The organism is Mesorhizobium sp. M0491, assembly GCF_040321265.1.
Lineage (GTDB): Bacteria > Pseudomonadota > Alphaproteobacteria > Rhizobiales > Rhizobiaceae > Mesorhizobium.
Map to the genome: position 1 here is coordinate 93,272 of NZ_JAMYRE010000025.1, position 24,785 is coordinate 118,056.

The following is a 24,785-nucleotide window of genomic DNA, read 5'->3' on the forward strand; positions in this document are numbered from 1 at the left end:
TCGAGACAGGTGGGTGACAATCACGCGCACCTACCGTATATTGACATAAAGATATCCTTATGTGACATGAAAAGGCCTGTCGCCAAAGGGATAAAAAATGTCGCAGAATTCTGCATCGCTGGACGATTTGTTCGGCCCCGTCGCGGCAAAACCGGACGGCTCGGAAGTGCTTGCCGCGCTGACGGCAGCAGCACGCGAACGCATCCTCATCCTCGATGGCGCCATGGGCACGCAGATCCAGGGCCTCGGCTTTGACGAGGACCAGTTTCGCGGCGAGGCCTTCGCCGGCTGCGCCTGCCACCAGCAAGGCAACAACGATCTTCTGATCCTGACGCAGCCGAAGGCGATCGAGGAGATTCACTATCAATACGCCATCGCAGGCGCCGATATCCTCGAAACCAACACCTTCTCCTCGACCTCGATCGCCCAGGCCGATTACGGCATGGAGGATGCCGTCTACGCGCTGAACCGCGATGGCGCGCGGCTGGTGCGGCGCGCCGCTGTTCGGGCCGAGCAGCAGGACGGCAAGCGCCGCTTTGTCGCCGGTGCACTCGGGCCGACCAACCGCACCGCCTCGATGTCGCCCGACGTCAACAATCCCGGCTATCGCGCCGTGACCTTCGACGATCTGCGCCTCGCCTATGGCGAGCAGCTGCGCGGCCTGATCGACGGTGGCGCCGACATCATCCTGATAGAGACCATCTTCGACACGCTGAACGCCAAGGCGGCGATCTTTGCAGCGGAAGAGATCTTCATCGAGAAGGGCGTGCGCCTGCCGGTGATGATTTCGGGCACCATCACTGACCTCTCCGGCCGCACGCTGTCGGGCCAGACGCCGACGGCCTTCTGGCATTCGGTGCGCCACGCCAGCCCGTTCACCATCGGCCTCAACTGCGCGCTCGGCGCCAACGCCATGCGCGCGCATCTGGCCGAGATTTCAGGCGTCGCCAACACCTTCACCTGCGCCTATCCGAATGCCGGCCTGCCCAATGAATTCGGTCGGTATGACGAGAGCCCGGACTTCATGGCCGCGCAGATCGAGGAGTTTGCCCGCGAGGGACTGGTCAATGTCGTCGGCGGCTGCTGCGGTTCGACGCCCGAGCACATCCGCGCCATCGCCGAGGCGGTGAAAAAGTATCCGCCACGCGCCATTCCCGACATCGAGCGCAAGATGCGCCTGTCCGGGTTGGAGCCGTTCACGCTGACGGACGAAATTCCCTTCGTCAATGTAGGCGAGCGCACCAATGTTACCGGGTCGGCCAAGTTCAGGAAGCTGATCACGGCGGGTGACTATGTCGCCGCGCTCGACGTGGCGCGCGACCAGGTCGCCAATGGCGCGCAGATCATCGACATCAATATGGACGAAGGCCTGATCGATTCGAAGAAGGCGATGGTGGAGTATCTCAACCTGATCGCCGCCGAACCGGACATCGCCCGTGTCCCGGTCATGGTCGACAGTTCCAAATGGGAGATCATCGAGGCTGGCCTGAAATGCGTGCAGGGCAAGCCGCTGGTCAACTCCATCTCGATGAAGGAAGGCGAGGCGGCATTCCTGCATCATGCAAGGCTCGTGCGCGCCTATGGCGCCGCCGTGGTCGTCATGGCGTTCGACGAGGATGGCCAGGCCGACACCAAAGCGCGCAAGGTGGAGATATGCACCCGCGCCTACAAGCTTTTGACCGAACAGGCCGGCTTCCCGCCCGAGGACATCGTCTTCGATCCGAACGTGTTCGCCATCGCCACCGGCATCGAGGAGCACGACAATTACGGCGTCGACTTCATCGAGGCGGCGGGCGAGATCACCGCGACGCTGCCGCATGTCCACATTTCCGGCGGTGTGTCGAACCTCTCCTTCTCGTTCCGCGGCAACGAGCCGGTGCGGGAGGCCATGCATGCCGTGTTCCTCTACCATGCCATCCAGCGCGGCATGGACATGGGCATCGTCAATGCCGGTCAGCTCGCCGTCTACGATACGATCGAGCCGGCACTGCGCGAAGCCTGCGAGGATGTCGTGCTCAACCGCATGCCCAAGGCCGGCGGCACCGCCACCGAACGCATGCTGGAGATCGCCGAACGCTTCAAAGGCACGGCGGGCCAGGAAACCAAGGAGCGCGATCTCGCCTGGCGCGAATTGACTGTCGAACAGCGGATCGGCCATGCACTGGTCAACGGCATCACCGAATTCATCGACGCCGACACCGAGGAAGCGCGGCTTGCCGCCGAGCGCCCGTTGCATGTCATCGAAGGCCCGCTGATGGCAGGCATGAATGTCGTCGGCGACCTGTTCGGCGCGGGCAAGATGTTCCTGCCGCAAGTGGTGAAGTCGGCGCGGGTCATGAAGCAGGCTGTCGCCGGACTGCTGCCGCATATGGAAGCCGAGAAGCTGGCCAACGCCGCCATCGGCATCGACAATGGCGAACGCCAGACGGCAGGCAAGATCCTGATGGCGACGGTGAAGGGCGATGTCCATGACATCGGCAAGAACATCGTCGGCGTCGTGCTCGCCTGCAACAATTACGAGATCATAGACCTCGGCGTCATGGTGCCGGCGGCCAGGATCCTGCAGACGGCCCGTGAGCAAAATGTCGATATCATCGGCCTGTCCGGCCTGATCACGCCGTCCCTTGATGAGATGGCGCACATGGCCGCCGAGATGGAGCGTGAAGGCTTCGACATTCCGCTGCTGATCGGCGGCGCGACGACCAGCCGCGTGCACACGGCGGTGAAGATCCACCCGCGCTACAGCAAGGGGCAGACGGTCTACGTCACCGACGCCAGCCGGGCGGTCGGCGTCGTGTCGTCCTTGCTGTCGAACGAGAGCAAGGGCGGCTATGTCGACACGGTGCGCACCGAATACAAGAAGGTCGCGGATGCACATGCCCGCTCCGAAGCCGACAAGCAACGGCTGCCGCTGGCCAAGGCGAGGGCCAATGCGCACCGGATCGACTGGTCTGCCTACGAGCCGCCGAAGCCGTCTTTTACCGGCGTCAAGGTGTTCGAGAACTGGGATCTCACCGAACTCGCGCGCTACATCGATTGGACGCCGTTCTTCCAGACCTGGGAGCTGAAGGGCCGTTATCCCAAAATTCTCGAAGACGAGGCGCAAGGCGCCGCCGCGCGCCAGCTGTTCGAGGATGCGCAGGCGATGCTGAAAAAGATCATCGCCGAAAAATGGTTCGCCCCGCGCGGCGTCATCGGCTTCTGGCCGGCCAATGCCGTCGGCGACGACATCAGGCTGTTCACGGACGAAAAGCGGTCGCAGGAACTGGCGACCTTCTTTACCTTGCGCCAGCAGCTAACCAAGCGCGATGGCAAGGCCAATGTCGCACTGGCGGACTTCGTCGCGCCGGCGGAGTGCGGCAAGCCGGATTACATCGGCGGCTTTATCGTCACCGCCGGCATCGAGGAGGTGGCTATCGCCGAACGGTTCGAGCGGGCGAATGATGATTATTCCTCGATCATGGTCAAGGCGCTGGCCGACCGCTTCGCCGAAGCCTTTGCCGAGCGGATGCATGAGAAGGTGCGCAAGGAGTTCTGGGGCTATGCTTCAGATGAAGCGCTGGCACCGGACGAGCTGATCGGCGAACCTTATCGCGGCATCCGTCCGGCGCCCGGCTATCCGGCGCAGCCGGATCACACTGAGAAGGCGACTTTGTTCCGGCTGCTCGACGGTGAGCGCAATGCAGGCGTGAGCCTGACCGAAAGCTATGCGATGTGGCCGGGCTCGTCGGTTTCCGGCATCTATCTGGCGCATCCCGAAAGCTATTATTTCGGCGTCGCCAAGGTCGAACGCGACCAGGTCGAGGATTATGCACGCCGCAAGGCAATGCCCTTGGCCGAGGTAGAGCGCTGGCTCGGCCCCATCCTCAACTACGTGCCGGCACACTATGCCGAGGCGGCTGAATAGCTTTTGTGTTATTGCAGTTTGACGGAGCTACTTGGAGCCGCCGACATTTCGGGGATCAAAGATTTCTAGACATTCTCCTCGCCCTTTGATTTTGTATAAAAGGGCTTGGGGGGATAATCATGAAATTACGATTTACTGTATTCGCGGCCTTGGCCGCGACGGTCACCGGCTGCCAATACAAGGCCGAGCCGCTGCCGATTGCCTCATACAACGTGTATTCGTCGTACGGTGACAAGCTACCGGGCAAATACCTTTTGTACGTGGATCCGAGTGCCTTGAGCCGCGACATCAAGCCATCTGACATGAACTGCGCAGCTCACACCTTCCCGCTCGATCTGCGGTCCGGCTTCAAGGGCTCGGTCACCAAGACCTTCGAGACCCTTGTCACGGAATTGCAGATCGTTGAACAGCCCGTCGACCGGGCTGATTTAGCCGCTCAGAGTGCCAAGGGCATGATAATCGTCAAAGGCGAAGAACTCGATGGCCGACTTCGCGTCGTTCCTGGATTCTGGACCGCCGGAATGGAAACAGAAGTTCAACTTGCGGCATCTATTATCGTCGATGGACCTAAAGGTCGGCTCTTGGGTTCAACTGTTGCAGGCGAAGGAAATGCTCAAGGTGACGCTGGCGGATTCTGCGAAGGCGGAGCAAAAACGCTCACTGATTCAGCTGAAAAGGCTTTGAAGCAGACGGTGGGACGACTGGGTGAAGCCCTTACCAACTCGGAACGTGTCCGCAAAGGGTCCTAAATCTGAAGGTGTGGCTAACGGCGCTTAACCGCCCTGGTGTCATCTTCCCGGTCGACCAAGTTCCGTTCCGAGCCGCCCCGTTGCCGTCCTTTTCATCCTCGAATTCAGCCAGGATGAGGAGGCTGAATGGCGCAGTCTGGCTTACGCCATGCGTTCAACAGAATTTGCGCGGGTTCCCGGCTTGTGATCCATGGCGCGGCGGTTACACCTTCGCGGGCAGTCGCCTTTGCAGTTGGAGCGCCGAATGACCTTACTCACACGCCGCAGGCTTTTGAAAACGGCAGCAATAGCCGGCGCGGGCGGGGTCGGGCTTTCGGCCATGGGTCGGCTTGGCGGCTGGGCCGCTGCCACGCCTGAGCCGGTGGTTTTGCAGACGGCAAAGATCCAGGCGAAGCTGATGGATGTCGGCCAGACCAGGGATGTGCTGACCTATGGCAACGCCGGAATGCCGCCCGTGCTCAGGATGAAAAAAGGCGAGCCCTTCGCCGCACGCCTTGTCAACGCGATCGACGATCCGACGACGATCCACTGGCACGGTATTCGCGTTCCAAACAAGATGGACGGCGTCCCGTTCCTGGTCCAGCCCTACGTCTACACCGGCGATCATTTCGACTACGCCTTCACGCCGCCGGACGCCGGCACCTTCTGGTACCACCCGCATTGCAACACGCTGGAGCAGATGGGCCACGGCCTGACCGGCGTGATCGTGGTCGAAAATCCAAGCGATCCGAAATTCGATGCCGAAATCGTCCTCAACCTGCGCGACTGGCGCCTCGGCGACGACGGTCAGTTCATCGATCAGTTCCGGCCGCGCGATGCCGCAAGAACCGGCACTTACGGCACGGTGCGCACCGCCAACTGGCTCGACCAGCCGCAATATGATGCGCCGGCCGGCGGACTGGTGCGGCTGCGCGTCGCCATCACCGACGTGACGCGTATCTACGCTTTTCGCGTCGACGGTGCGGAGGCGAGTGTCATGGCGCTCGACGGCAATCCGGTGCCTGAACGTTTTTCGCCCGACGCCTTGCTGCTTGGACCTGGACAGCGCATGGAACTGGCCATACGCATGCCCGACGAGGAAGGCGCGATCGTCAGCTTGAGGGATGTCAGGGGCACCAAGCCTAAAATCCTGGCAACCCTGCACGCGACAGGAAAATCCCTCAAACGGGACATTCGGGATGTTGCTCCGCTGGAGCTCAATCCGGTGGCGAAAGTGGATCTCGCCAGCGCCAGGCATATTTCCCTGGCACTGAGCGCCACGGCGGAAAACGTCCCGAGCGATGGCATCTGCGGTTCGCTTGGCTACAGTTTCTGGGCCATCAACAAAGTGCCGTGGCCCGGCGACACCAAGGATCCGACCGCGCCTCTGGCCGAACTGAAGCTTGGCCAAAGCTACGTCATCGACATGGAGAACCTGACGCCGCAATCCCATCCGATGCATCTGCACGGCATGAGCTTCAAGGTGCTGTCATCCTCGACGCGCCAGGTTCAGCCGGCTATTTCCGACACCTATCTCATCCAGCCCAACGAAAAGGTTCAGCTCGGCTTCGTCGCCGACAATCCCGGGGACTGGCTGCTGCACTGCCATATCATCGAGCATCAGAAATCGGGAATGACGAGCTACGTCCGAGTGGTCTGAGCCTGTTCTTTCGCAGAAGCCGTGTAGCCTCCGCGATAGCTTGTGACCTTATTTGCGCAACTGCGCCTCGATCTCGTCCAGCACCTTGTCCTTGCCGATGCCGGTGAGGAAGGCGAGGCCCTTGATCACCGGCTTGGTCACCGAAGCGGAGATCGGTGTGGTTGCGACGATGAAGTCGACATTGTCGGCCAGTCCAGGCACTTCGGTGGCCTTTGCCTGCTGGGCGTTGAAGGTGAGGCCGCGTTTCTTCATTTCCTCGGTGACGGCGACGTTGACCGCGGTCGAGGTGGCGATGCCCGTGCCGCAGGCAAAGAGAATGGTTTTCTGTCTGGACATCTCTGCTTCTCCTTGTTTCAGCCGAGTACGGCTCGCACGTCTTCGAGGGTTCTGGCCGACCTCAAGTCATCCAAGGCTTGCGGGTTCTGGATGGTGGCCATGACGGCCTGCAGCGCCTCAATCTGCTTGTCCTTGTCATTGATGGCAAGCAGGAAGACGAAGCCGACCGGCAGCTTCTCGTCGGGGTCTTCCATGTTGGCGAAGGTCACCGGTTGCTTCAATGTGCCCAGCGCGATGCCAGGCTTCAGCACATGTTCCGGATCGGTGTGCGGCACAGCGACATTGTCGGCGCGCTCCAGCGGCAGTCCTGTCGGAATGGTCATTTCGCGGCGCACGACCGCGTCGGCATAGGAGCTTTTGACATAGCCGAGCGTCTCGAGCCGGCCCGCCAGGATGCGGATGATCTCCTCATTGGTCGATGCATCGGATCCGAGCACGATCGCATCGGGGTCCAGAAGTTGCATGAGGCCGTCAGACATTCTTTGCTCCGTCGATGAAATCGTGCGCCCCGGAAAGGGCGCACGATCGGTTTAAAGGGTGGACGCTATCAGGTCAGGCCGTCTCTTCGGCCGGCTCGTCCTCGGCGCCCGCGGCCCGCTCCCAGCCGAGCGGATTGCGGCGGTAGAGGACAAACAATGCCGCGATGACCACCGCGATCACGATGATGCCGACAAGCCCCATCCCCTGGATCGCCTCGATGACCACGTAAGGCACCCACAGGAAGCCGTCGACCACCGAGGTGATCTGCAGCGCGTCCGCCGGCAGCTTGAAGCCCGATGCGACAGCAGCGCTTGTGAACAGCGGCGCCAGCGCGTTGGCGACGTAGAAGCCGATGGCCAGCGTCACCGTGCCGATCACCACCATGCGGAACACGTTGCCTTTGACCAGCGGCGCGGTCATGGCGACGATGAAGGGGATGACCGCGAGGTCGGCGAACAGGATGACGCGGTTGCCCGGCAGGATGATGGACAGGATGATTGCGATCGGCACCAGGATCAGCGACGACGAGATCGCGGCCGGATGGCCGATCAGGATCGCCGAATCAAGACCAACGAGAAGCTCTCGGTCACCGGTGCGCTTGCGCACGAACGCCTGTGCGGCGTCGGAAACGGGGATCAGCCCCTCCATCAGGATCTTGACCATCCGCGGCAGCAGCAGCATCACCGCGGCCAGCGTCATGCCGGTGCCCAGAACCTTTGCCAGCACCACACTGAGATCACCCGCATTGTAGAAGGCGATCGCACCAAGCACGAGGCCGATGATCAGGCCCATCACGACAGGTTCGCCGAACACGCCGAACCTGCGCTCGATCGTGTCCGTGTTGATGTTGATGCGGTTGATCCCGGGAATGCGGTCCATGATCCAGTTGAGCACAATGGCGATCGGCAGAATCTGTGCCGAGGCGAGATGCGGCACCGAAATGCCGGGCACGCCGTAGAACTGCTGCACCGCGCGCGCGGACCAGTCGGCGAACAGCAGCGAGAGTGCTGCGACAAGTGCTGCGACCGCGATGCCATAGGCCAGATTGTCGGTTGCGGCGACCACCAGCGAGCCGACAAAGGCAAAGTGCCAGAAATTCCAGACGTCGACATTGAGCGTGCGCGTCATGCGTGTCAGCAACAGCACGATATTGACCAGGATGCCGACCGGAATGACCCAGAGGCCGACCGACGAGCCGAAGGCGATCGCGGCCGCGGAGGGCCAGCCGACATCGATGATGTCGCGATGAATGCCGGTGTTGGTGACGATGGCCTTGGCGACATCGCCAATCGACGTGAACATCAGGCCAAGCACCAGATTGATGCCGATGAAGGCGACGCCGATGGTGACGGCGGCGCGAAAAGCCTTGCTGACCTTGGCGCCCAGAGCCACGGCGATGATGAAAATGACGATCGGCAGCAGGATCGTCGGGCCAAGCGTATCGATGGCCCCTTTGAGGCCCGCGAGAACAGTATCCATTTTTCCTCCCCTGGAGCCGCGAGCCTTCGCTCGACGCCTCGCAATGATGCTCCATCCAGCCTTTGACGCCGTGGCGCAAAGACACTCCCCAATTTGCGCCAGAGGCGAATGCTTCCCGACTGTCGCGTCGGTGAACATTTGCCTTTGTTGACAAACGAATGTTTTATTGGGGTTGTTCGCTGCGATGTCAATTGGTTGCGCTTCGGCCAATCGAGCCCCGAAGGACGTCCCTTCCGAGACGATTTCGTGGAAATTGCCGGTCGCGACCGGGTTTCGTTGGCAAATAGAACCCGTTCCCTGCTATCCGATCCCAAATCACGAAGCTGTGGACATTCCTGCATGATCAACGTCGCCCTGACCGGCCTTGCCCGTGATCTCGCCAGGCGTGCCGCCGAAGGCCGCCCGGTGCGCATTGGTGTCATCGGCTCGGGCGAAATGGGCACCGATCTGGTCACGCAAGGCATGCTGATGCCAGGCATTTCGATCTGCGCCGTCTCGACGCGCCGCCCGCACACCGCGCGCGATGCCATCCGCATCGCCTATGGCGATGAAGCCATGGCGGTCGAAGCCGACACCGCGTCGAAAGTCACCGGCGCCATCGAGAGCGGCAAGATCGCCATCACCTCGAACGAGATGCTGGTCACCAATCCGCTGATCGACGTCGTCATCGACGCCACCGGCAAGCCGGGTGTCGCCGCCGACTTCGACCTCATGGCGATGGAGCACGGCAAGCATCTTGTGATGATGAACGTCGAGGCCGACGTCACCATCGGTTGCTATCTGAAGCAGCAGGCCGACTGGCTTGGCGTCGTCTATTCGGTGGGTGCGGGCGACGAGCCGTCGAGCTGCATGGAACTGATCGAGTTTGCGTCGGCACTCGGGCTGACCATCGTCTCGGCCGGCAAGGGCAAGAACAACCCGCTCAACCACGATGCCGTGCCGGACGACTATCGCGCCGAAGCGATCCGCCGCAACATGAACCCGCGCATGCTGGTCGAGTTCGTCGACGGCTCCAAGACCATGGTCGAGATGTGCGCCATCGCCAACGCCACCGGGCTGGTGCCCGATGTGCCCGGCATGCACGGCCCCAAGGCCGACCGCGACGACCTCGCCAAGGTGCTCATTCCGCGCGAGGATGGCGGTCTGCTGTTGAAGAAAGGCGTCGTCGACTACACGGTCGGCAAAGGCGTCGCGCCTGGCGTCTTCGTCATCGTCGAGGCGACGCATCCGCGCATCATCGAGCGCATGGACGATCTGCATATCGGCCACGGCCCCTATTACAGCCTGTTCCGGCCCTATCATCTGACGTCGCTGGAGGTGCCGCTGACCGCCGCCCGCATCGTGCTTTTCGGCAAGCCCGACATGGTGCCGTTGCCGAGGCCGGTGGCCGAAGTGTGCGCCGTCGCCAAGCGCGACCTTGCCGCCGGCGAGACCTTCGATGCGATCGGCGAGACCTGCTACCGCTCCTGGACCATGACCGTCGGCGAAGCCCGCGCCCGGCGCGCTGTGCCGGTCGGCCTGCTCGAGGGCGGCAAGGTGCTGAAACCGGTCAGGAAAGGTGAGTTGCTGACGTCAGACAATGCATCGCCCGACCAGACGACGAGGCTGTTCGCCTTGCGCCGGCTGCAGGACGAGATGCTGTACGGGGCAAGCTGAGGATTATTTCCCCAGCTCGACAGACCGCAACCGCGCCGCCTCCACCGCCTGCGTCAGCAGATTTGTCAGCCGGTCCTCGCCCATCAGCACCTCCAGCGCCGCGGCCGTCGTCCCTTTGGGGCTGGTCACCTGCTGGCGCAGCACGCCCGGCTCTTCGCTGCTTTCTGCGGCAAGCGAGGCAGCGCCGTAGACGGTCTGCATGGCGAGCAGCTTGGCGGTTTTGGCTGGCAGCCCGGCCTTCTCGGCGGCCACGGTCAGCGCCTCGATGAAATGGAAGATATAGGCCGGCCCCGATCCGGACACGGCGGTCACCGCATCCATCAAGCCCTCGTCGTCGATGGTGGCCACTTCGCCGCTCGCCGACAAAAGGTCGGCGACGAAACGCTTGGTATCGTCGGACACCAGTCTGTTGGAGAACACCACCATCATCCCCTTGCCGATCGCCGCGGGCGTGTTGGGCATGCAGCGCACGACCGGCGCGCGGTTGCCGAGGATTTCCTCGAAGGTGGCGGCAGGCGTGCCGGCGGCGATGCTGACGAAGGTGGTGCGGCCGTCGCCGAAGCGCTTGTAGGCGGCAATCACGTTGCGGATCACTTGCGGCTTCACCGCGATGACGACGAGATCGGGCACGGCATCGGCCGGTATGCCATCGGCATCGGCTGATGTCGCGCAGCCCAGCGCTGCCGCGCGATTGCGCAGATCGGCATTGGGCTCGACCACGAAGACCGCCGACGGCGCAAGCTTGCCGGATTTCAGCCAGCCCGAGAGCATGGCGTAGCCCATATTGCCGCAGCCGGCGAGAACAAGTCTGATCGTCATCGAAAGCCCTCCGAAGGAAGCCATCACATAGACGCTGGCGCTTCCCTGGGGAAGCCCTGTCAGGATCGCGAGCCACGATCGGGATCGCGTACCGCGATTGGCCGCAGCGACACTTGCCTGAGGCCAAGCACGCCGAGCACGAAGAACAGCCAGACCGGGTCGCCGCGATGGAAGAAGAAGCTTTCGAGGAAGGCGTTCAGCGCCGTGAACAGCACCACCATCATGAAGAAGTCGCCGAGAAAGATGTTTTCCCTGCGCAACGGAATGCGCATGTAGTCGCGCAGCGGCGCGATGAGGAAAGTGTAGACCGCCACGCACAGTGCCGGAATGCCCATCAGCACGGCGATGTCGAGATAGCCGTCATGGCCGTGCACGATGGTCCTGATGTCCCACGGCCGGTCGAAGGGCTGGTCCTGGTTGAGCAAGAGCGGCGTGCCCCAGAAGCTTTCATAGCCGTAGCCGGTCCATGGCTTCCTCGCCAGCATGCTGCCGGCGAACTCCCACAGCGTCGTGCGGCCGGTATAGGTCATGCCGGGGAAATAGATCGCCGCCAGATGTTTTACAGGCGGCAGGAAGACGATGCCCAGCGTGCCGACCGCTGTCGCGACGATCGCCAGCGCAAACAGGATCGGCGTGCCGAGCCGCATGCCTATCAGGCTCGGGAACATCACGATCAGGATCGAGAACGGCACCAGGCCGGCAGTCGTCTTGGAGCCGGTGTGCAGCATGAAGATCATCGCTGCGAGGAAGATCCCGGCGCCCCAGTAGCGCTGTCCGCGCCGGTAGAGATAGAGGCCTGCGAAGCTGAGGCAGGCCATGATCGGCCCGGCGATGTTCTTGTGGGTAAACACGCCGCGCCACAGGCCGGCATGCTCGGGCTCCTGCGAGTCGGCGGTGTGCATCGCCTCGTGCGGAAAGACGATGAGGCCGAGATAGGAAAGGCCCATGACCACGACGGCGGTGAAGATGATCACCTTCGAGAAGGCTTCGGCGTCGCGCGGCAGCACCAGGATCGTCGCCATCGTCAGGATGCCGATCAGGGTGAAGGAGGCGGCGCGCATCGCCGAAGGCGGATCGGTCGACAGGACCACCGACAGGAAAAAGAAGCCCAGCATCAGCACCCAGGATGGGCTGAGCAGCGAGCGCACGACGCGCGGATCGGCAAAGGCCATCAGCGAGAAGATCGACATGGCGCCGAGCGAGCCGAAGCCAAGCTGGTTGACGATGTCGCCGCCTTGACCGGTAAGTTCTGCGCCGCCCGGCTGGAACGGCCGGAAGGACACCATGATGACGGTGAACAGCAGCGCGGCAATGGCGGTGGCCACGCCTTCGCGCGTGAACGCGGCGCTGAGCGGCGCGTGCTCAGTTTTTCTCAGGCTGGCGGTATTGCTCATTGGCATATCCGAATTCGGCCAGCACGCGGCCCAGCGCCACATGGACGGGGTAGATGGCGATATCAGGCGATCCGGTCCGCGCCAGCCGGATCAGGCCGCGAAAGGGCGAAGCGGCAAGCAGTGCCAGGCTCTTCAGCAACACTTTGGCGCCGGCCATTGGCGTGCCGGCACGCTTCTTCTTTTCGACCAGTGTCGAGATCACGCCGTTGCGCAGGCTGCGGGCACGGATCCAGTCGGCTTCGATACGCCGCGCCGGAACGGTTTCCAGCACCTTGGCCTCGGCGCACCAACCCAGAACAAAGCCCTTTTGCGCCGACCGGCTGAGAAAGTCGGAATCGCCGCCGCCCATGAAGTTGAATCTGAGATCGAGAAAGGGCGGACCCATGGCGATCAGCACGTTGCGCCCGACCAGAAGATTGCCGGACGAATAGAGCGCCGGCACGCGTCCGGTTTCCCGATAAGGCGGCGCGAACACCGGATGCTCGGCCCATCGCGCATGGGCAGGGTCGGCAAACATGGGCACCTGCGGGCCGCCGACAATATCGGCGCCAAGCGTTTCGGCAGCCTGGCACATCCGTTCCAGCCATTGCGGATCGGCGATCTCGTCATCGTCGATGACCAGCAGATGCCTGAAGTTCGGGAATTGCAGGATGGCCGTCTGCCAGCCGGCATTGTAGGCGCTGCAATTGCCGCGCTCATGCGCGATGATCACCAGGCCCGACATTTCGCCCCGCTCGAACAGCGGCAGCGCTGCCTTGGCGCCGGCCCGCGCCTCGGCTTCGTTTTCCATGACGATCACGGCAAAGCGCCTGCCGGTTTGCTGCGCGCGCAGCGACGCCAGCGTTTCCAGCACCTGCTCGGGGCGCTTGAAGGTCGGCAAGGTGACGACGGCTTCGACGGCCTCGACGTCGAGCCGCGGCGTGCGTCCAGCGATCGATACCGAACCGTCCGATGGCAAAGGGATCATCCGCGTCCAGCCACATGGTGAGTTGGGCTCTGGTAGCACCACGGTTGATAAGGTTTCGTTAATCACCTTCCACGGAGAAGCCCGCCAGACAGGGACTTTCGGCCGTCGAATGTGCTGGCTTAATCAAGGGTTCACCGCACTTTGCTACCGGCTACACCACAGGATAGGTGAGATGCATCTGCTGTTCGCCACATCGATCGTGCCTGACGGCGCTCTCGCCTCGGGCTACGAGATCGCCAACGCTGCGATCATCGCTGCCTTGCGGCGCGCTGGCGCGCGCGTAACCGTCATCGGCTTCACCTGGCCGGGAAAACCCGCGGCCGACCCCGAAAACACCGTGGTTCTGGGTGCCATCGACGTGCGCACGGACAATGCCTCCGCGCGGCAAAAGCTGGCCTGGGTCGGCAAGGCGCTGCTTTCGGGCCTCACCTTCGCCTCGGCCAAGCTGCGCGCCGTGTCCGACAGCGATGTTCTCGCTGCCATTGAGCGCGCTGGACCGGTTGATGGCTATGTCCTGAATTCCGTGCAGTTCGCCGGTGCCTTCGAAAAACTGTTCACCGACCGGCCTTCGATCTTCGTTGCCCACAATGTCGAGCATCTTTCGGCGCGGGAGAATGCCGCTGCCGCTGGCAGCCTCTTCCAGCGCCTGCTGTTTCGCCGCGAGGCGAGGCTGCTCAAGATCGTCGAAGAGCGTCTCTGCCGCCGGGCGCGCTTCGTCTTCACCCTGGCCGAAGAAGACCGCGCCGCCCTCGGTGTCGCCTCGCACGACCGCTCGGCGGTGCTGCCACTGGTGACCGGTGCCCACGCGCCAACCCTGAAAGGCCCGCGCCGCATCGACTGCGACGCCGCCCTGATCGGCACCTGGACCTGGCAGCCGAACCGCATCGGCCTCGACTGGTTCCTGGGCAAAGTCGTGCCGCATCTGCGGCCCGACTTTCGCATCCGCATCGCCGGCCACATGCCTTCGGGCGTCACGTCGAAGCATCCGGGTGTTGAATTTGTCGGCCGCGTGCCCGACGCGCAGGCGTTCGTGCGCGGTGCTGCCGTCATTCCGCTGATCAGCACCGCAGGCAGCGGCGTCCAGTTGAAGACAATCGAAACCTTCGAGCTCGGCCTGCCTTCCGTCGCCACCAGCCGTTCGCTGCGCGGCATCGACCACCGTCCGTCCAATTGCGTCGTCACCGACGATCCCGCCGCCTTCGCCAGGGCACTCGAGGCCGCGGCGGCCGACATCCGCGACGTTGACGGCAGCGCGTTCCGGGGCTCGCAGGTCAAGGCGCTCGACGCCGCCATCCGGCTCGGCCTCGAAAAACTCGCTCCCGTCAGGCAGGAGGCGTTTGCGTGAACATGCATTCCGCCCGCGCCGCGTCCGGGCTCGACAAGCTGAAGACGATCCTTGGCATCCCGGTGGTTGCGGTCCGCTGGAACGATGCCATCGCCCTGCTGAACCGGTTGATTGCCGAGCGGCGCTTCACCAAGGTCAGTTTCCTCAACGCCCACAACGCCAACATCGCCTATACCGACCCGGTGTTCGCCGAGGCACTCGATGATTTCCTCATCCTGCCCGACGGCATCGGTATCGATCTGGCGGCGAGACTCCTCTACGGGGCGCCATTTCCCGACAATCTGAACGGTACCGATTTCGTCCCGGCCTTCCTGCAGGCCTCAACGACGCCGCTCACCGTCGGCCTGCTCGGCGCGACGCGCGTCAATGCCGAAGCGGCGTCGGTCAAGCTGGCCGCATTGGCGGTGCAGCACAGCTTCGTGGTGATCCATGACGGCTATTTCCCTGCTTCGCAGGAGCAGGAAATCGTCGACCGGATCGCCGCGCTTCGGCCCGACGTGCTGCTCGTCGCCATGGGCGTGCCACGCCAGGAATTGTGGATCGAACGCCACATCGACGCGCGCCATTGCACGCTGCCGATCGCCGTCGGCGCGTTGCTTGATTTCCTGAGCGGCGCGGTGCCCCGCGCGCCCTTGTGGATGCGCCGGCTGCGGCTCGAATGGCTGTTCCGGTTGGCTGTCGAACCGAGCCGCCTGTGGCGCCGCTATGTGGTCGGCAACCCCCTGTTCCTGCTGCGCGTCGTCAGGCAGAAATTCTCGCGGACACCCGAAGCAGCGAGGGATATCAAGTGAACAGCAGGTTCGTGCCAGGTGCCGCTGTCGAGCCAAGCCCGCTGCGGCAGACACCGACGGCGGCAATCGTGACGGCAAGCTACGCGCCCGACTTCGAGCGCTGCCGCCTGCTGTGCGAGACACTTGATCGCCACGTTTCGGGCGCGGCGCACCATTACATCCTGGTCGAACATCGCGACGTCAGTCTGTTTCGCCAATTGGAAACCGGCCGCCGCACGGTCGTCGACGAGCGTGAATTGCTGCCGCGCTGGCTGCACGCCGTCGACGATCCGCTCAGCCTGTTTCGCCGGCGCGTCTGGCTCAGCCTGAAGACCCAGCCGCTGCGCGGCTGGCATGTGCAGCAATTGCGCCGCATCGCCATCTCGGGGCATGCATCTCAAGACGTGCTCATCTTCTGCGATTCAGACGTCGCTTTCCTCAAACCTTTCGACTGCGGCGCCTTCTGGCGCGACGGCAAGGTGCGCCTGTTTCGCCGCGACGGTGTCCTGGCGGACGAAGGTCATGAGGAGCATCGCATCTGGTCGCGCAATGCGGGATCGGCACTCGGCATCGACCCGTCCCGGACGTCGATCCATGATTATATCTCGACGCTGATCGCGTGGCGGCGCGACAGCGTGCTGGCCATGTGCGGCGAGATCGAGAAGGTCCATGGCCGCGACTGGGTCGAGGTCGTCGGCTGGGCGCGCAAATTCTCCGAATGCATGATCTACGGCCGCTATGTCGATGATCTGCTGGACGGAGCCGGCCACTTCCACGGTTCCGAAGAGTTCTGCCGTGTGCACTGGACCGGCGAAGCGCTTTCGGATGACGAGTTCCGCCGCTTCGTTGCCGCCATGGCGCCGGAGCAGGTGGCGATCGGCATGCAGTCCTTCATCGGCACCGACATCGGCCGCATCCGCCGTCTGATCGGGCTAGACCGCTCTTAGTGCTAAATCGCCTTCGCCGGCTTGCGCATCGCCGAATAGGTGAGCAGCGTCGAGGCGAGATACAGAAGCAGGAAGACGACATTGAGCGATAGCACCAGATTCGGCGTGTCGAGGATGGTCGTCAGCACATAGGTCAGCAACAGTGCCTTCAGCGCGGCGAGCAGGCCGAGATTGAGCGCCCGTACCAGCGTCTGGCCGCGCGCGAACAAAAGTTCGGCCTGGTATTCGACAAGATTGCGCAGTCCCGGCACGCAGATCGCCAGCACCACCAGCGGGGCAGCCTCGGCGACATTCTTGCCGAGTGCGTTGGGGAAGAAGTGCAGCACGATGCCAAGCGTCAGCAGCGCTGCCGTGGAGACCGCGAACACACCGCCTTCGATGCCGCTCTTGACCGCCAGCCGTGACAACAGTTCCGGTGCGCGCATCATGCGCTGCACCAGCATCATCGAGAAGGTGCGGATCGGAATGGCCGTCAGGTCTACCAGCCGCATGATGATGGCGTAGATGCCAGCCAGATGCGGGCCGCCGATCGCCAGCACCAGCAGCTTGTCGAACTCCATCTGCAGGTAGAACAGCACTTCGGCGCCGGCCACATAGATGGAATCGGCCAATCGCCGAAGATACAGAGCGACCCGCAGCCGCAGCCTCTGGCGCGGGTAGAAGAAGCCGAAGGCAATCAGCAGCGAGGCGGCATTGGCGCCGATATAGAACCAAGACCATATCCAGACGCTGTGTTGTGCTGAGAACATGAACAGCACCGCGCCGAGCGCCCGCAGCGCGGTCGCCAGGATGGCCAGCAGCGCGGCGCGGCCGAATTTGCCCAGGCCGTTGTTGACGATCAGTGCTACCTCGACCGGCCGCCACAACAGCGCTTCGGCAAAGACGATTGCCGCAAACACCGACAGCGGCACGGTGTCGGCGAAGAAAAGCAGATAGACGCCGAACGAGGCCGCGGCCAGCAGCGGCAGCGACAGCACGCCGAGCAGCAGGAAGCCGGCGGAGAAGGTGCCGATCAGATTGGGGCGGATGGTGGCGGTGCGGTAGAGCGCCGAGATGAACCCGAAAGCGAGGATGCGCGACAGCATGACACCGGCCGCCGATGCGGTGGCGAACATGCCGAATTCGGAAATGGACAGCGTGTTGGCCAACGCGATGAAATAGGCCAGCGAAAACACCAGTCGCCCGCCGGCGCCGCTGATCGCCGAGAAATAGTCGCGAAGCAGCCCCCGTCGTTCGGCCAAAAAGCTGCCGATCCGGGCGAGGGGCCGCCTTTGCGGTATGTCACTGGCCTGCGTCATGTCTCGAGGAGAGCCTAGGCCGGAAAACTTAACGTGCCGTTCTGGAGCTTGGGCTTGTGTCGAAAATAGATGCAACCGAAGCGAGAAACCGACGCTTCGGCGCGGGAAAATTAACCTTTTGTTTTCCATGCCTGTTTAGCGTGGCTTAACGAATGGCCAATCGCCGTTTGCAGGTCGCCAAAGGTAAAGTTCCAGACGATGGTCGACAGGGAAAACCGCGAAGACTGGAAGCGCGAGCGCTCATTGCTGGCGCTTGGCCAGGCTGTGCGCGGCGACGAACCCGACGCGTCGCTGGTCTCGATAGGCGACCGGGCAGACCCGTCATGGCGCGAGGATGCCGCCACACGTCATCGCCTCGCCCGTTCGCAGCGCGAGGCGCGCAACCCGAAACTGTCGGATCCGGTCGCGACCGACGGGCATCAGGAGCGGGCTTCATCGCCGCACCGCGCGCAAACCACGCCACGGACACAAATTGGTGCCGCCGAAACCGCTGGCGCCCGTCGCGCCGATCGTGCATCGGACCCTTACGCTGCAGGCGACGCGTCGGTATCCCGAAACGACGGCATGGACAGCCAGCAGTGGAAGCCGCTGATCGACCCGATGCAGGTCGTGCGCGGTGTCGGCAAGTCGAAGCTGCTGATCGTGACGACGACGATACTGGGCGCCGCGCTCGGCATCACCATCGCGCTGTCGACGCCGAAGAAATACGAAGCCACCACCGAACTGATCGTCGACCCACGCGACCTGAAGCTCACCGATCGCGACCTCACCCAGTCGGTCGTGGCTTCCGATGCAACGCTGGCCATCGTCGAGAACCAGGTCCGGGTGCTGACATCAGGCACCGTTCTCAACAAGGTCGTGGACAAGCTCAATCTGGTCAATGATCCGGAATTCAATGGGCAAGACGGCGGCGGCCTCAGCGTCATGTCGCTCATCCGCTCCGTCCTGTCCCGCAATGACGGGCCGGGCGGTGTCGACGACGCCCGCCGCCGCGCGCTTGCTGTCGGCAATCTGGCCGAGAGCCTTTCGGTCGAGCGCGGCGGCAAGACCTTCGTCATCACCGTCAGTGCCACCACGCAGAATGGCGAGAAATCGGCCCTCATCGCCAACACGATGACGGATGTCTTTCTGCAGACTTTCGGCCAGATACAGTCGGACACCGCAGGCCGCGCCACCGACGAACTGACGGCCCGGCTTGACGAGTTGCGCAAGGGAGTCGAGGCCGCCGAGCGCAAGGTCGAAGATTTCAGGGCCACGCACGACCTTGTCGACGCGCAGGGCCATCTCATCAGCGATGACGAGATGCTGAAGCTCAACGAGCAACTGTCGATTGCCCGCGCCCGCACGCTGGAGCTGAATGCCCGGGCCGCTTCGGCGCGGTCGGTCGACGTCAATTCGGTCCTCACCGGCACCTTGCCGGAGGAGATCAACTCCAACACGATGAGCGATCTGCGTTCGCAATATGCGTCGCTCAAGCAGGAGGCTGACCGCGCCGCCATCCGGTTCGGCCCGCGTCATCCCGAACTCCAGGCGCTCAATGCCCAGATTGCCGGCGCACGCGACCGCATCGCCGCGGAGCTGCGCCGTATAGGCTCGTCGCTGCAGGTCGACCTCAAGCGCGCGGTCCAGCTCGAACAGGACCTTGCCTCTCGCCTGGCGCAGCTGAAGGTCCGCAGCGGCGACGTCAACAGCGACCTGGTGTCGATGCGCGAACTGGAGCGCGAGGCGACCGCCAAGCGTTCCGTCTACGAACAGTATCTGCTGCGCGCCAAGGAAACCGGCGAGCAGAAGGACATCAACACAGCCAACATCAACGTGATCTCGAAGGCCTTCGCGCCGCTCGAGGCAAACGGGCCGTCGCGGGTCGTGGTCGCGCTCGGCGGCCTGTTGCTGGGCTTTGCCTCCGGCATTGGCCTCGGAGCCATGCGTGGCGCCTATGAGAGCCTGCGTGACACCGCCAATTCGCGCTCGCGCCGCGACCATGGCACGGACGAACGCCGGACGCCTTACGAAGACAAGGCATATCGGGCAGCGCCGCCGGCGCCGCCACAAACACCAGCGCCGCAGCCATCGACACCCCCGCCTGCATCACCACCGCCGGCCGCGCCACCGCCTGTCCAGCAAGCCGAGGTCTCGCCGGCCGAAGGTCCCGGCCGGATCGGTGCCTTGCTGTCGAGACTGCATAAGTCCGTCTCCCGCAGGCCATCCCGGGAGGAGCCGTTCGATACCGTTGAATGGGCCTCTGCCGAAAACGCGAAACCAATGCAGGATCCGCAATACCGCGCTTATCCCCAGTCGGCGCCGGCCTTCGAGCCTCGGCAGGCGGCCGCGACAGCATACCCGGCGCCGCCTTTCCAGCCCGGCGGCCATCCGCAGCAGACGGCGCAGCCGCCACTGCCGCCTCCCATGGTGACGCAGCGGCCATATTCCGGGCCGCAGCTCTATCCCTACGCGCAGCCATTGGGCTACGCGCAGCCGCCGGGCTATCCCTATTTGCCATCGATGCCGGCCGCCAACGCCGGGCAGCAGCCCGATCCGGCTCAGCCTGCTTCCGAGTCCTATCCACAACCGCCCCTCCAGCAGCAACAGGCGCCTCAGCCTCATCAGCAATCGGCGGAGCCGTCGCGGGCCGCGGAGGATGCCGAGCAGCAAGCGCCAATCGAGGAAATCCGCGCCAGCCTGCGCGAATTCCGCGAAGCGGTTCGCGAACTGACCGAGAGCCGCGCGCGCCGCCGCTACTTCTGAGCCACAAAAATCTGCGCGGTGCCGTACAAAAACATGCCGGTTTCGCGTAAACGGCATGGGACGGCGCTTTGGCGGGATTGCATGATGGAATTTTCGTGAAAATGCCACGCGGTGAAAGATCGAAAAGCGCGTCGCTTCCGGAAGCGACGCGCTTGGGCATTCTGGTGTTGAGGGTGGTCCATGGCTGAAGTGATTGATGGCAAGAGCGTTGCCGGGGACGTTGTGGGGACGGTCAAGTCCCTGACGGCCGAGCTTGTCGCCAAGGGCAAGCCCAAGCCCGGTCTTGCCGTGGTCATCGTCGGCGAGGATCCCGCCAGCCAGGTCTATGTCGCGTCCAAGTCGCGCACCGCCAAGGAATGCGGCTTTCATTCCGTCCAGCACACGCTGCCGGCCGAAACCTCGGAACCGGCATTGCTGAAGATCATCGGCGACCTCAACGCCGATCCCGCCATCAACGGCATCCTCGTGCAGCTTCCGCTGCCTGCCCATATCGACGCCGGCAAGATCATCCAGACCATCGCGCCGGAAAAGGACGTCGACGGCTTCCACTTCATCAATGTCGGCAAGCTCGGCACCGGTGAACTCGAGACTGCCTTCGTGCCCTGTACACCGGCCGGCTCGATGCTTTTGATCGAACGTGTGCGCGGCAAGGATTTGTCCGGCCTCAATGCCGTCGTCGTCGGTCGCTCCAACATCGTCGGCAAGCCGATGGCCAATCTTCTGCTCGCCGCCAACTGCACCGTCACCATCGCTCACAGCCGTACCAAAGACCTGCCGGCACTTGCCCGCACCGCCGACATTCTGGTCGCGGCCGTCGGCCGGCCGGAGATGATCAGGGGCGATTGGGTGAAGCCAGGCGCTACCGTCATCGATGTCGGCATCAACCGCATTCCCGCACCCGAGAAGGGCGAGGGCAAGTCCCGCCTCGTCGGCGATGTCGCCTATGCCGAAGCGGCCAAGGCCGCCGGCGCCATCACGCCGGTGCCTGGCGGTGTCGGGCCTATGACCATTGCCATGCTGATGGCCAATACGTTAGCCTCGGCCTACCTTGCGGCCGGATTGAAACGGCCGTCCTTCTGACCCGCCAGAAAGCCGCAGCTTTGCCGAACCCCAGTGTTCCCTCAGAACGGCCGGTCATCGCGGACCCCGTTCAAGGTGGCCGGCAGTTCGCATTCCTGCTGGTCGACAAGTTCTCCATGTTCTCGCTGGCTGCCGCGATCGATACGTTCCGGTCGGCGAACCGGTTGCTCGGCCGTGACTTCTACGGCTGGACGACGGTGTCGGCCGATGGCGATCCGGTGATGGCTTCCAACGGCCTGCCGCTCAAGATCGACTATGCCGTTGCCGACCTGCCGCCGGTCGATATCCTGTTCGTCTCGGTTGGGCTGACGACGGAATTCCCCGGCAAGAGCAAGGTGCTGGCGGCTTTGCGAAGCTGGGGCCGGCGCGGCAATGCGCTGGGTGCCCTGTCGGTCGGCTCCTATCTGCTGGCCGAGGCCGGCCAGCTCGAAGGCTATCGCTGCACCATCCATTGGGAAAACCGTGCCGGCTTCGTCGAACGCTTCCCCGACATCAACTGCACCGGCAACGTCTTCGAGATCGATCGCAAGCGCTACACCTGTGCCGGCGGCACCACTTCGATCGACCTGATGCTGGAGATCGTGCGCGGCGATTTCGGCTCGAACCTCGCCAATGGCGTCGCCAACCAGTTCCAGCACGAACGCATCCGCTCGGCCGGCGACCGTCAGCGCGTCGGGCCGGAACGCGACCTGACCGGCAAGTCGGAGAAGCTTAGGCGTATCGTCGAACTGATGGCCGACCACCTCGACGAGCCGCTGTCGGCGGTACAGCTGGCCAAATCCGCCGGCCTTTCGGTGCGCCAGGTCGAGCGCCTGTTCCTGCGCCATCTCAGCGTCACGCCCGGCCGTTATTACATGCGGTTGCGGCTGGAGCGGGCGCGCGAACTGCTGCGCCAGACCAACATGCCGATCCTCGACGTGGCGATCGCGACCGGCTTCACCTCGCATTCCTACTTCGCCCAGAGCTACCGGCTGCAATTCGGCAGGCCGCCCTCGGAAGAGCGCCGCACGACTTACTGAGCGGGTTTCGTTTTCGTTGAAAAGTGCGGCATTCGGCCCCGGCGCATTGGGCCAGGGCCATGAATTCGGGTTAATGGGTTCTTTCGGAGCCTTCGCCGCGCGTAGGCTGACGGGTGCATCAAACGAAAAAACCCGCCTATTGCGGCGGGCCACCGGCGCAAATCAGCACCATAGCCAAATATGTACCTTAGCTGAGGGCATGGTGTCAAGAAAAAATTCCTATTACCGGGGAAAAAGGCTGCCGACACCGCCGAACTGGCTGTCGCCAGTATTTTTGTTAAGCTGGGTCCGCAGCCCTACGCACCGGGCGCCCGGACTTGTGTCCCGGCGCCGCGTCAAATAGCTTGCCGCCCGGATCAGGGGCGGATTTAGGAGATTTCGATGGCGGGACTTGCACGGGGCGTCGCTGCGGCGATCCTCCTTTTGTCGATGACGACGTTAGGCTTCGCCGCAAACAAGGTCATCATCATTCTCGATGCGTCCGGCTCGATGTGGGCGCAGATCGACGGCAAGCCCAAGCTCGAAATCGCCCGAGAGTCGCTTCGAACCGTGCTTCAATCGGTCCCCACCGACGACGAGATCGGCTTCATGGCCTATGGCCATCGTGAAAAGGGCAGCTGCGACGACATCCAGCTGATCGTGCCGCCGCAGGCAGGTTCGGGCAGCGCCATTTCGGCCGCCGCCGACAGCCTGAAATTCCTCGGCAAGACACCGCTGACCGCTGCCGTCAAGCAGGCGGCCGAGGCGTTGAAATACACCGAGGACAAGGCGACCGTCGTGCTCATCACCGACGGGCTCGAAACATGCGGCGGCGATCCCTGCGCGCTTGGCAAGGAGCTCGAGGCATCCGGCGTCGACTTCACCGCCGATGTCGTCGGTTTCGGCCTCACCGCCGACGAGGGCAAGCAGATCGCCTGCCTCGCCGACAACACCGGCGGCAAATACATCCAGGCCTCCGACGAGAAGGCGTTGCAGGAGGCGCTTGTCGAGACAGTGGCGGCGCCTGCTCCTGAACCGGCTCCGGCACCTGCGCCCGCGCCGGAGCCGGCCAAAGCGGAATTCAATTTCCTGCCGATAGCGGTGCTTGCCGAGGGCGGCGATCCCGTCACTGACGGCAACGCCTGGGAAATCTACAAGGCCAAACCCGACGGTACGCGCGGCGACTACGTCAGCACCGAATACGGTGCCTATAAGGCCAATCTGGAACCGGGCGACTATATCGTCGTGGCCAGTGACGGCCAGGCGAAAACCGAGCAGAAGGTCAAGATCGAGGCCGGCCAGGTCTACAAGCCGCTTTTCAACTTGAATGCCGGCACGCTCATCATCCACCCGCGACCGAGCGCGGGGGCGGATGTCGTCGATGGCGCGGCTGTCGTCATCGATTATCCGGGTGCAGACATGCCCGCGACCTTTTATGGGACGACGAAAGCCGTGTTGCCGGCCGGCGACCAGAAGGTGACTGTCACGATCGGGCAGGGCGCGGCTACCGAGACGATTCCGCTGGCTGCCGGCAAGACCGTGGAAAAGGACATGATTGCCGGTGTCGGCCATGTCGTTGCCAATGCTTACTATGCTGCCGGCGGCGACAAGGCGGACGGTTCAGGCATCGGCTTCAAGGTGCTCAAGGCAAAAAAGAAGATCGATGGAACCAGGGACGAGGTGACCTATGCCTACGGACCCGACAGCAAATTCGATCTGCCACCCGATGACTATGTGTTGATTGCGGCGGTTGATCTCGCCGTCGTCGAGCAGCCGTTCACTGTCAAGGTGGGCGAATTTCAGGATCTGAAGGTCGCAATGAATGCCGGCGTGCTGGCGATCACCGCGCCCGGAGCCTCGAAGATCGAGATTTTCGAGGCCAAGAAGGACATCAACGGCAACCGCAAGTCGCTTGGCTATGCATTCGACCAGAAGTATCAGGCAGCGATCCCGGCGGGTGACTATGCCGTCGTCTCGGAGAAATCCGATAACAGTTCCAAAGAAGGCAACGTGACGGTCAAGGCCGGCGAGCGAGCGGAGCTAACCGTGCACTAGAAGCGTATGCACAACCGCCAGAGGGCGGCCATGTGCCTAATGCAGTTCACTTAAGTTGGGCTGGATGAGGATCTGGTAAGACCTATCGAACAGGATGGAGATTCGTTTCCATCCTGTTCGT

The 24,785-nt window shown here is 63.2% G+C and carries 18 protein-coding genes; 11 read left to right on the plus strand and 7 right to left on the minus strand.

The features are described from left to right. Positions 1–97 precede the first annotated feature (97 nt). The 3 genes from metH to NKI69_RS27645 all read left to right on the plus strand — a co-directional run bounded on the left by metH (position 98) and on the right by NKI69_RS27645 (position 6,295). Positions 98–3,907 (plus strand): methionine synthase, encoded by a 3,810-nt coding sequence (metH, locus tag NKI69_RS27635; protein ID WP_023809206.1) that lies wholly within the window; start codon positions 98–100, stop codon positions 3,905–3,907. A 119-nt stretch (positions 3,908–4,026) separates the two neighbouring features. Then, positions 4,027–4,656: a hypothetical protein gene (locus NKI69_RS27640; protein WP_023809205.1), complete on the plus strand. Its 630-nt coding sequence runs from the start codon at positions 4,027–4,029 to the stop codon at positions 4,654–4,656. A 244-nt stretch (positions 4,657–4,900) separates the two neighbouring features. Beyond that, positions 4,901–6,295 (plus strand): multicopper oxidase family protein, encoded by a 1,395-nt coding sequence (locus NKI69_RS27645; protein WP_352722959.1) that lies wholly within the window; start codon positions 4,901–4,903, stop codon positions 6,293–6,295. Positions 6,296–6,343: 48 nt separating this feature from the next. Here NKI69_RS27645 and NKI69_RS27650 read toward each other — a convergent pair whose 3' ends face one another. From NKI69_RS27650 to NKI69_RS27660, 3 genes are all read right to left on the minus strand, one after another. After that, on the minus strand, positions 6,344–6,631 hold the full coding sequence (locus NKI69_RS27650) for a PTS sugar transporter subunit IIB (protein ID WP_023809203.1): 288 nt from the start codon (positions 6,629–6,631) through the stop codon (positions 6,344–6,346). Between the two features lie 17 nt (positions 6,632–6,648). Then, complete coding sequence (locus NKI69_RS27655) at positions 6,649–7,110, minus strand: PTS sugar transporter subunit IIA (RefSeq protein ID WP_023809202.1); 462 nt, start codon at positions 7,108–7,110, stop codon at positions 6,649–6,651. 73 nt (positions 7,111–7,183) lie between these two features. Then, entirely contained in the window at positions 7,184–8,590 is a 1,407-nt protein-coding gene (locus NKI69_RS27660; RefSeq protein ID WP_128302666.1) for a PTS galactitol transporter subunit IIC, read from the minus strand. 339 nt (positions 8,591–8,929) lie between these two features. On the opposite strand from NKI69_RS27660, the gene NKI69_RS27665 reads away from it, so the two are divergent. Continuing rightward, positions 8,930–10,246 carry an NAD(P)H-dependent oxidoreductase gene (locus NKI69_RS27665; RefSeq protein WP_023809200.1) on the plus strand — a complete coding sequence of 439 codons (1,317 nt, stop codon included), beginning with the start codon at positions 8,930–8,932 and terminating at the stop codon, positions 10,244–10,246. A gap of 3 nt (positions 10,247–10,249) precedes the next feature. Here the strand turns inward: NKI69_RS27665 and proC are convergent, their stop codons facing one another. Genes proC through NKI69_RS27680 form a run of 3 tightly spaced genes read right to left on the minus strand, consistent with a single transcriptional unit; the run spans position 10,250 to position 13,426 of the window. After that, a complete protein-coding gene (gene proC, locus NKI69_RS27670; RefSeq protein WP_023809199.1) occupies positions 10,250–11,065 on the minus strand; it encodes a pyrroline-5-carboxylate reductase in 816 nt (271 codons plus the stop codon). Between the two features lie 59 nt (positions 11,066–11,124). After that, positions 11,125–12,459, minus strand: coding sequence for an O-antigen ligase family protein (locus NKI69_RS27675; RefSeq protein ID WP_023809198.1), 1,335 nt, complete (start codon positions 12,457–12,459; stop codon positions 11,125–11,127). Next, positions 12,428–13,426 (minus strand): glycosyltransferase family 2 protein, encoded by a 999-nt coding sequence (locus NKI69_RS27680; RefSeq protein ID WP_023809197.1) that lies wholly within the window; start codon positions 13,424–13,426, stop codon positions 12,428–12,430. The genes NKI69_RS27675 and NKI69_RS27680 overlap by 32 nt, the downstream gene beginning before the upstream one ends. A 172-nt stretch (positions 13,427–13,598) precedes the next feature. Here NKI69_RS27680 and NKI69_RS27685 point away from each other — a divergent pair, with 172 nt between their 5' ends. From NKI69_RS27685 to NKI69_RS27695, 3 genes are read left to right on the plus strand one after another with little or no spacing between them, the layout of a single operon-like run. Beyond that, the gene (locus NKI69_RS27685; protein ID WP_352722960.1) at positions 13,599–14,771 is read left to right on the plus strand and encodes a glycosyltransferase family 4 protein; all 1,173 of its coding nucleotides are present in this window, start codon (positions 13,599–13,601) and stop codon (positions 14,769–14,771) included. Next, the gene (locus tag NKI69_RS27690) at positions 14,768–15,562 is read left to right on the plus strand and encodes a WecB/TagA/CpsF family glycosyltransferase (protein WP_023809196.1); all 795 of its coding nucleotides are present in this window, start codon (positions 14,768–14,770) and stop codon (positions 15,560–15,562) included. Before NKI69_RS27685 ends, NKI69_RS27690 begins: the two co-directional genes overlap by 4 nt. Further along, on the plus strand, positions 15,559–16,488 hold the full coding sequence (locus NKI69_RS27695) for a DUF6492 family protein (RefSeq protein WP_023809195.1): 930 nt from the start codon (positions 15,559–15,561) through the stop codon (positions 16,486–16,488). The genes NKI69_RS27690 and NKI69_RS27695 overlap by 4 nt, the downstream gene beginning before the upstream one ends. Before the next feature lie 2 nt (positions 16,489–16,490). Here NKI69_RS27695 and NKI69_RS27700 read toward each other — a convergent pair whose 3' ends face one another. After that, positions 16,491–17,786, minus strand: a complete 1,296-nt coding sequence (locus tag NKI69_RS27700) for a lipopolysaccharide biosynthesis protein (RefSeq protein WP_023809194.1) — start codon at positions 17,784–17,786, stop codon at positions 16,491–16,493. A gap of 198 nt (positions 17,787–17,984) precedes the next feature. Here NKI69_RS27700 and NKI69_RS27705 point away from each other — a divergent pair, with 198 nt between their 5' ends. The 4 genes from NKI69_RS27705 to NKI69_RS27720 all read left to right on the plus strand — a co-directional run bounded on the left by NKI69_RS27705 (position 17,985) and on the right by NKI69_RS27720 (position 24,664). Further along, a complete protein-coding gene (locus NKI69_RS27705) occupies positions 17,985–20,531 on the plus strand; it encodes a GumC family protein (RefSeq protein WP_023809193.1) in 2,547 nt (848 codons plus the stop codon). Positions 20,532–20,711: 180 nt separating this feature from the next. Beyond that, positions 20,712–21,611, plus strand: a complete 900-nt coding sequence (gene folD, locus NKI69_RS27710) for a bifunctional methylenetetrahydrofolate dehydrogenase/methenyltetrahydrofolate cyclohydrolase FolD (protein WP_023809192.1) — start codon at positions 20,712–20,714, stop codon at positions 21,609–21,611. 20 nt (positions 21,612–21,631) lie between these two features. Continuing rightward, complete coding sequence (locus tag NKI69_RS27715; protein WP_032908654.1) at positions 21,632–22,630, plus strand: GlxA family transcriptional regulator; 999 nt, start codon at positions 21,632–21,634, stop codon at positions 22,628–22,630. Positions 22,631–23,011: 381 nt separating this feature from the next. Beyond that, the gene (locus tag NKI69_RS27720) at positions 23,012–24,664 is read left to right on the plus strand and encodes a vWA domain-containing protein (protein WP_023809190.1); all 1,653 of its coding nucleotides are present in this window, start codon (positions 23,012–23,014) and stop codon (positions 24,662–24,664) included. Positions 24,665–24,785: the final 121 nt, after the last annotated feature.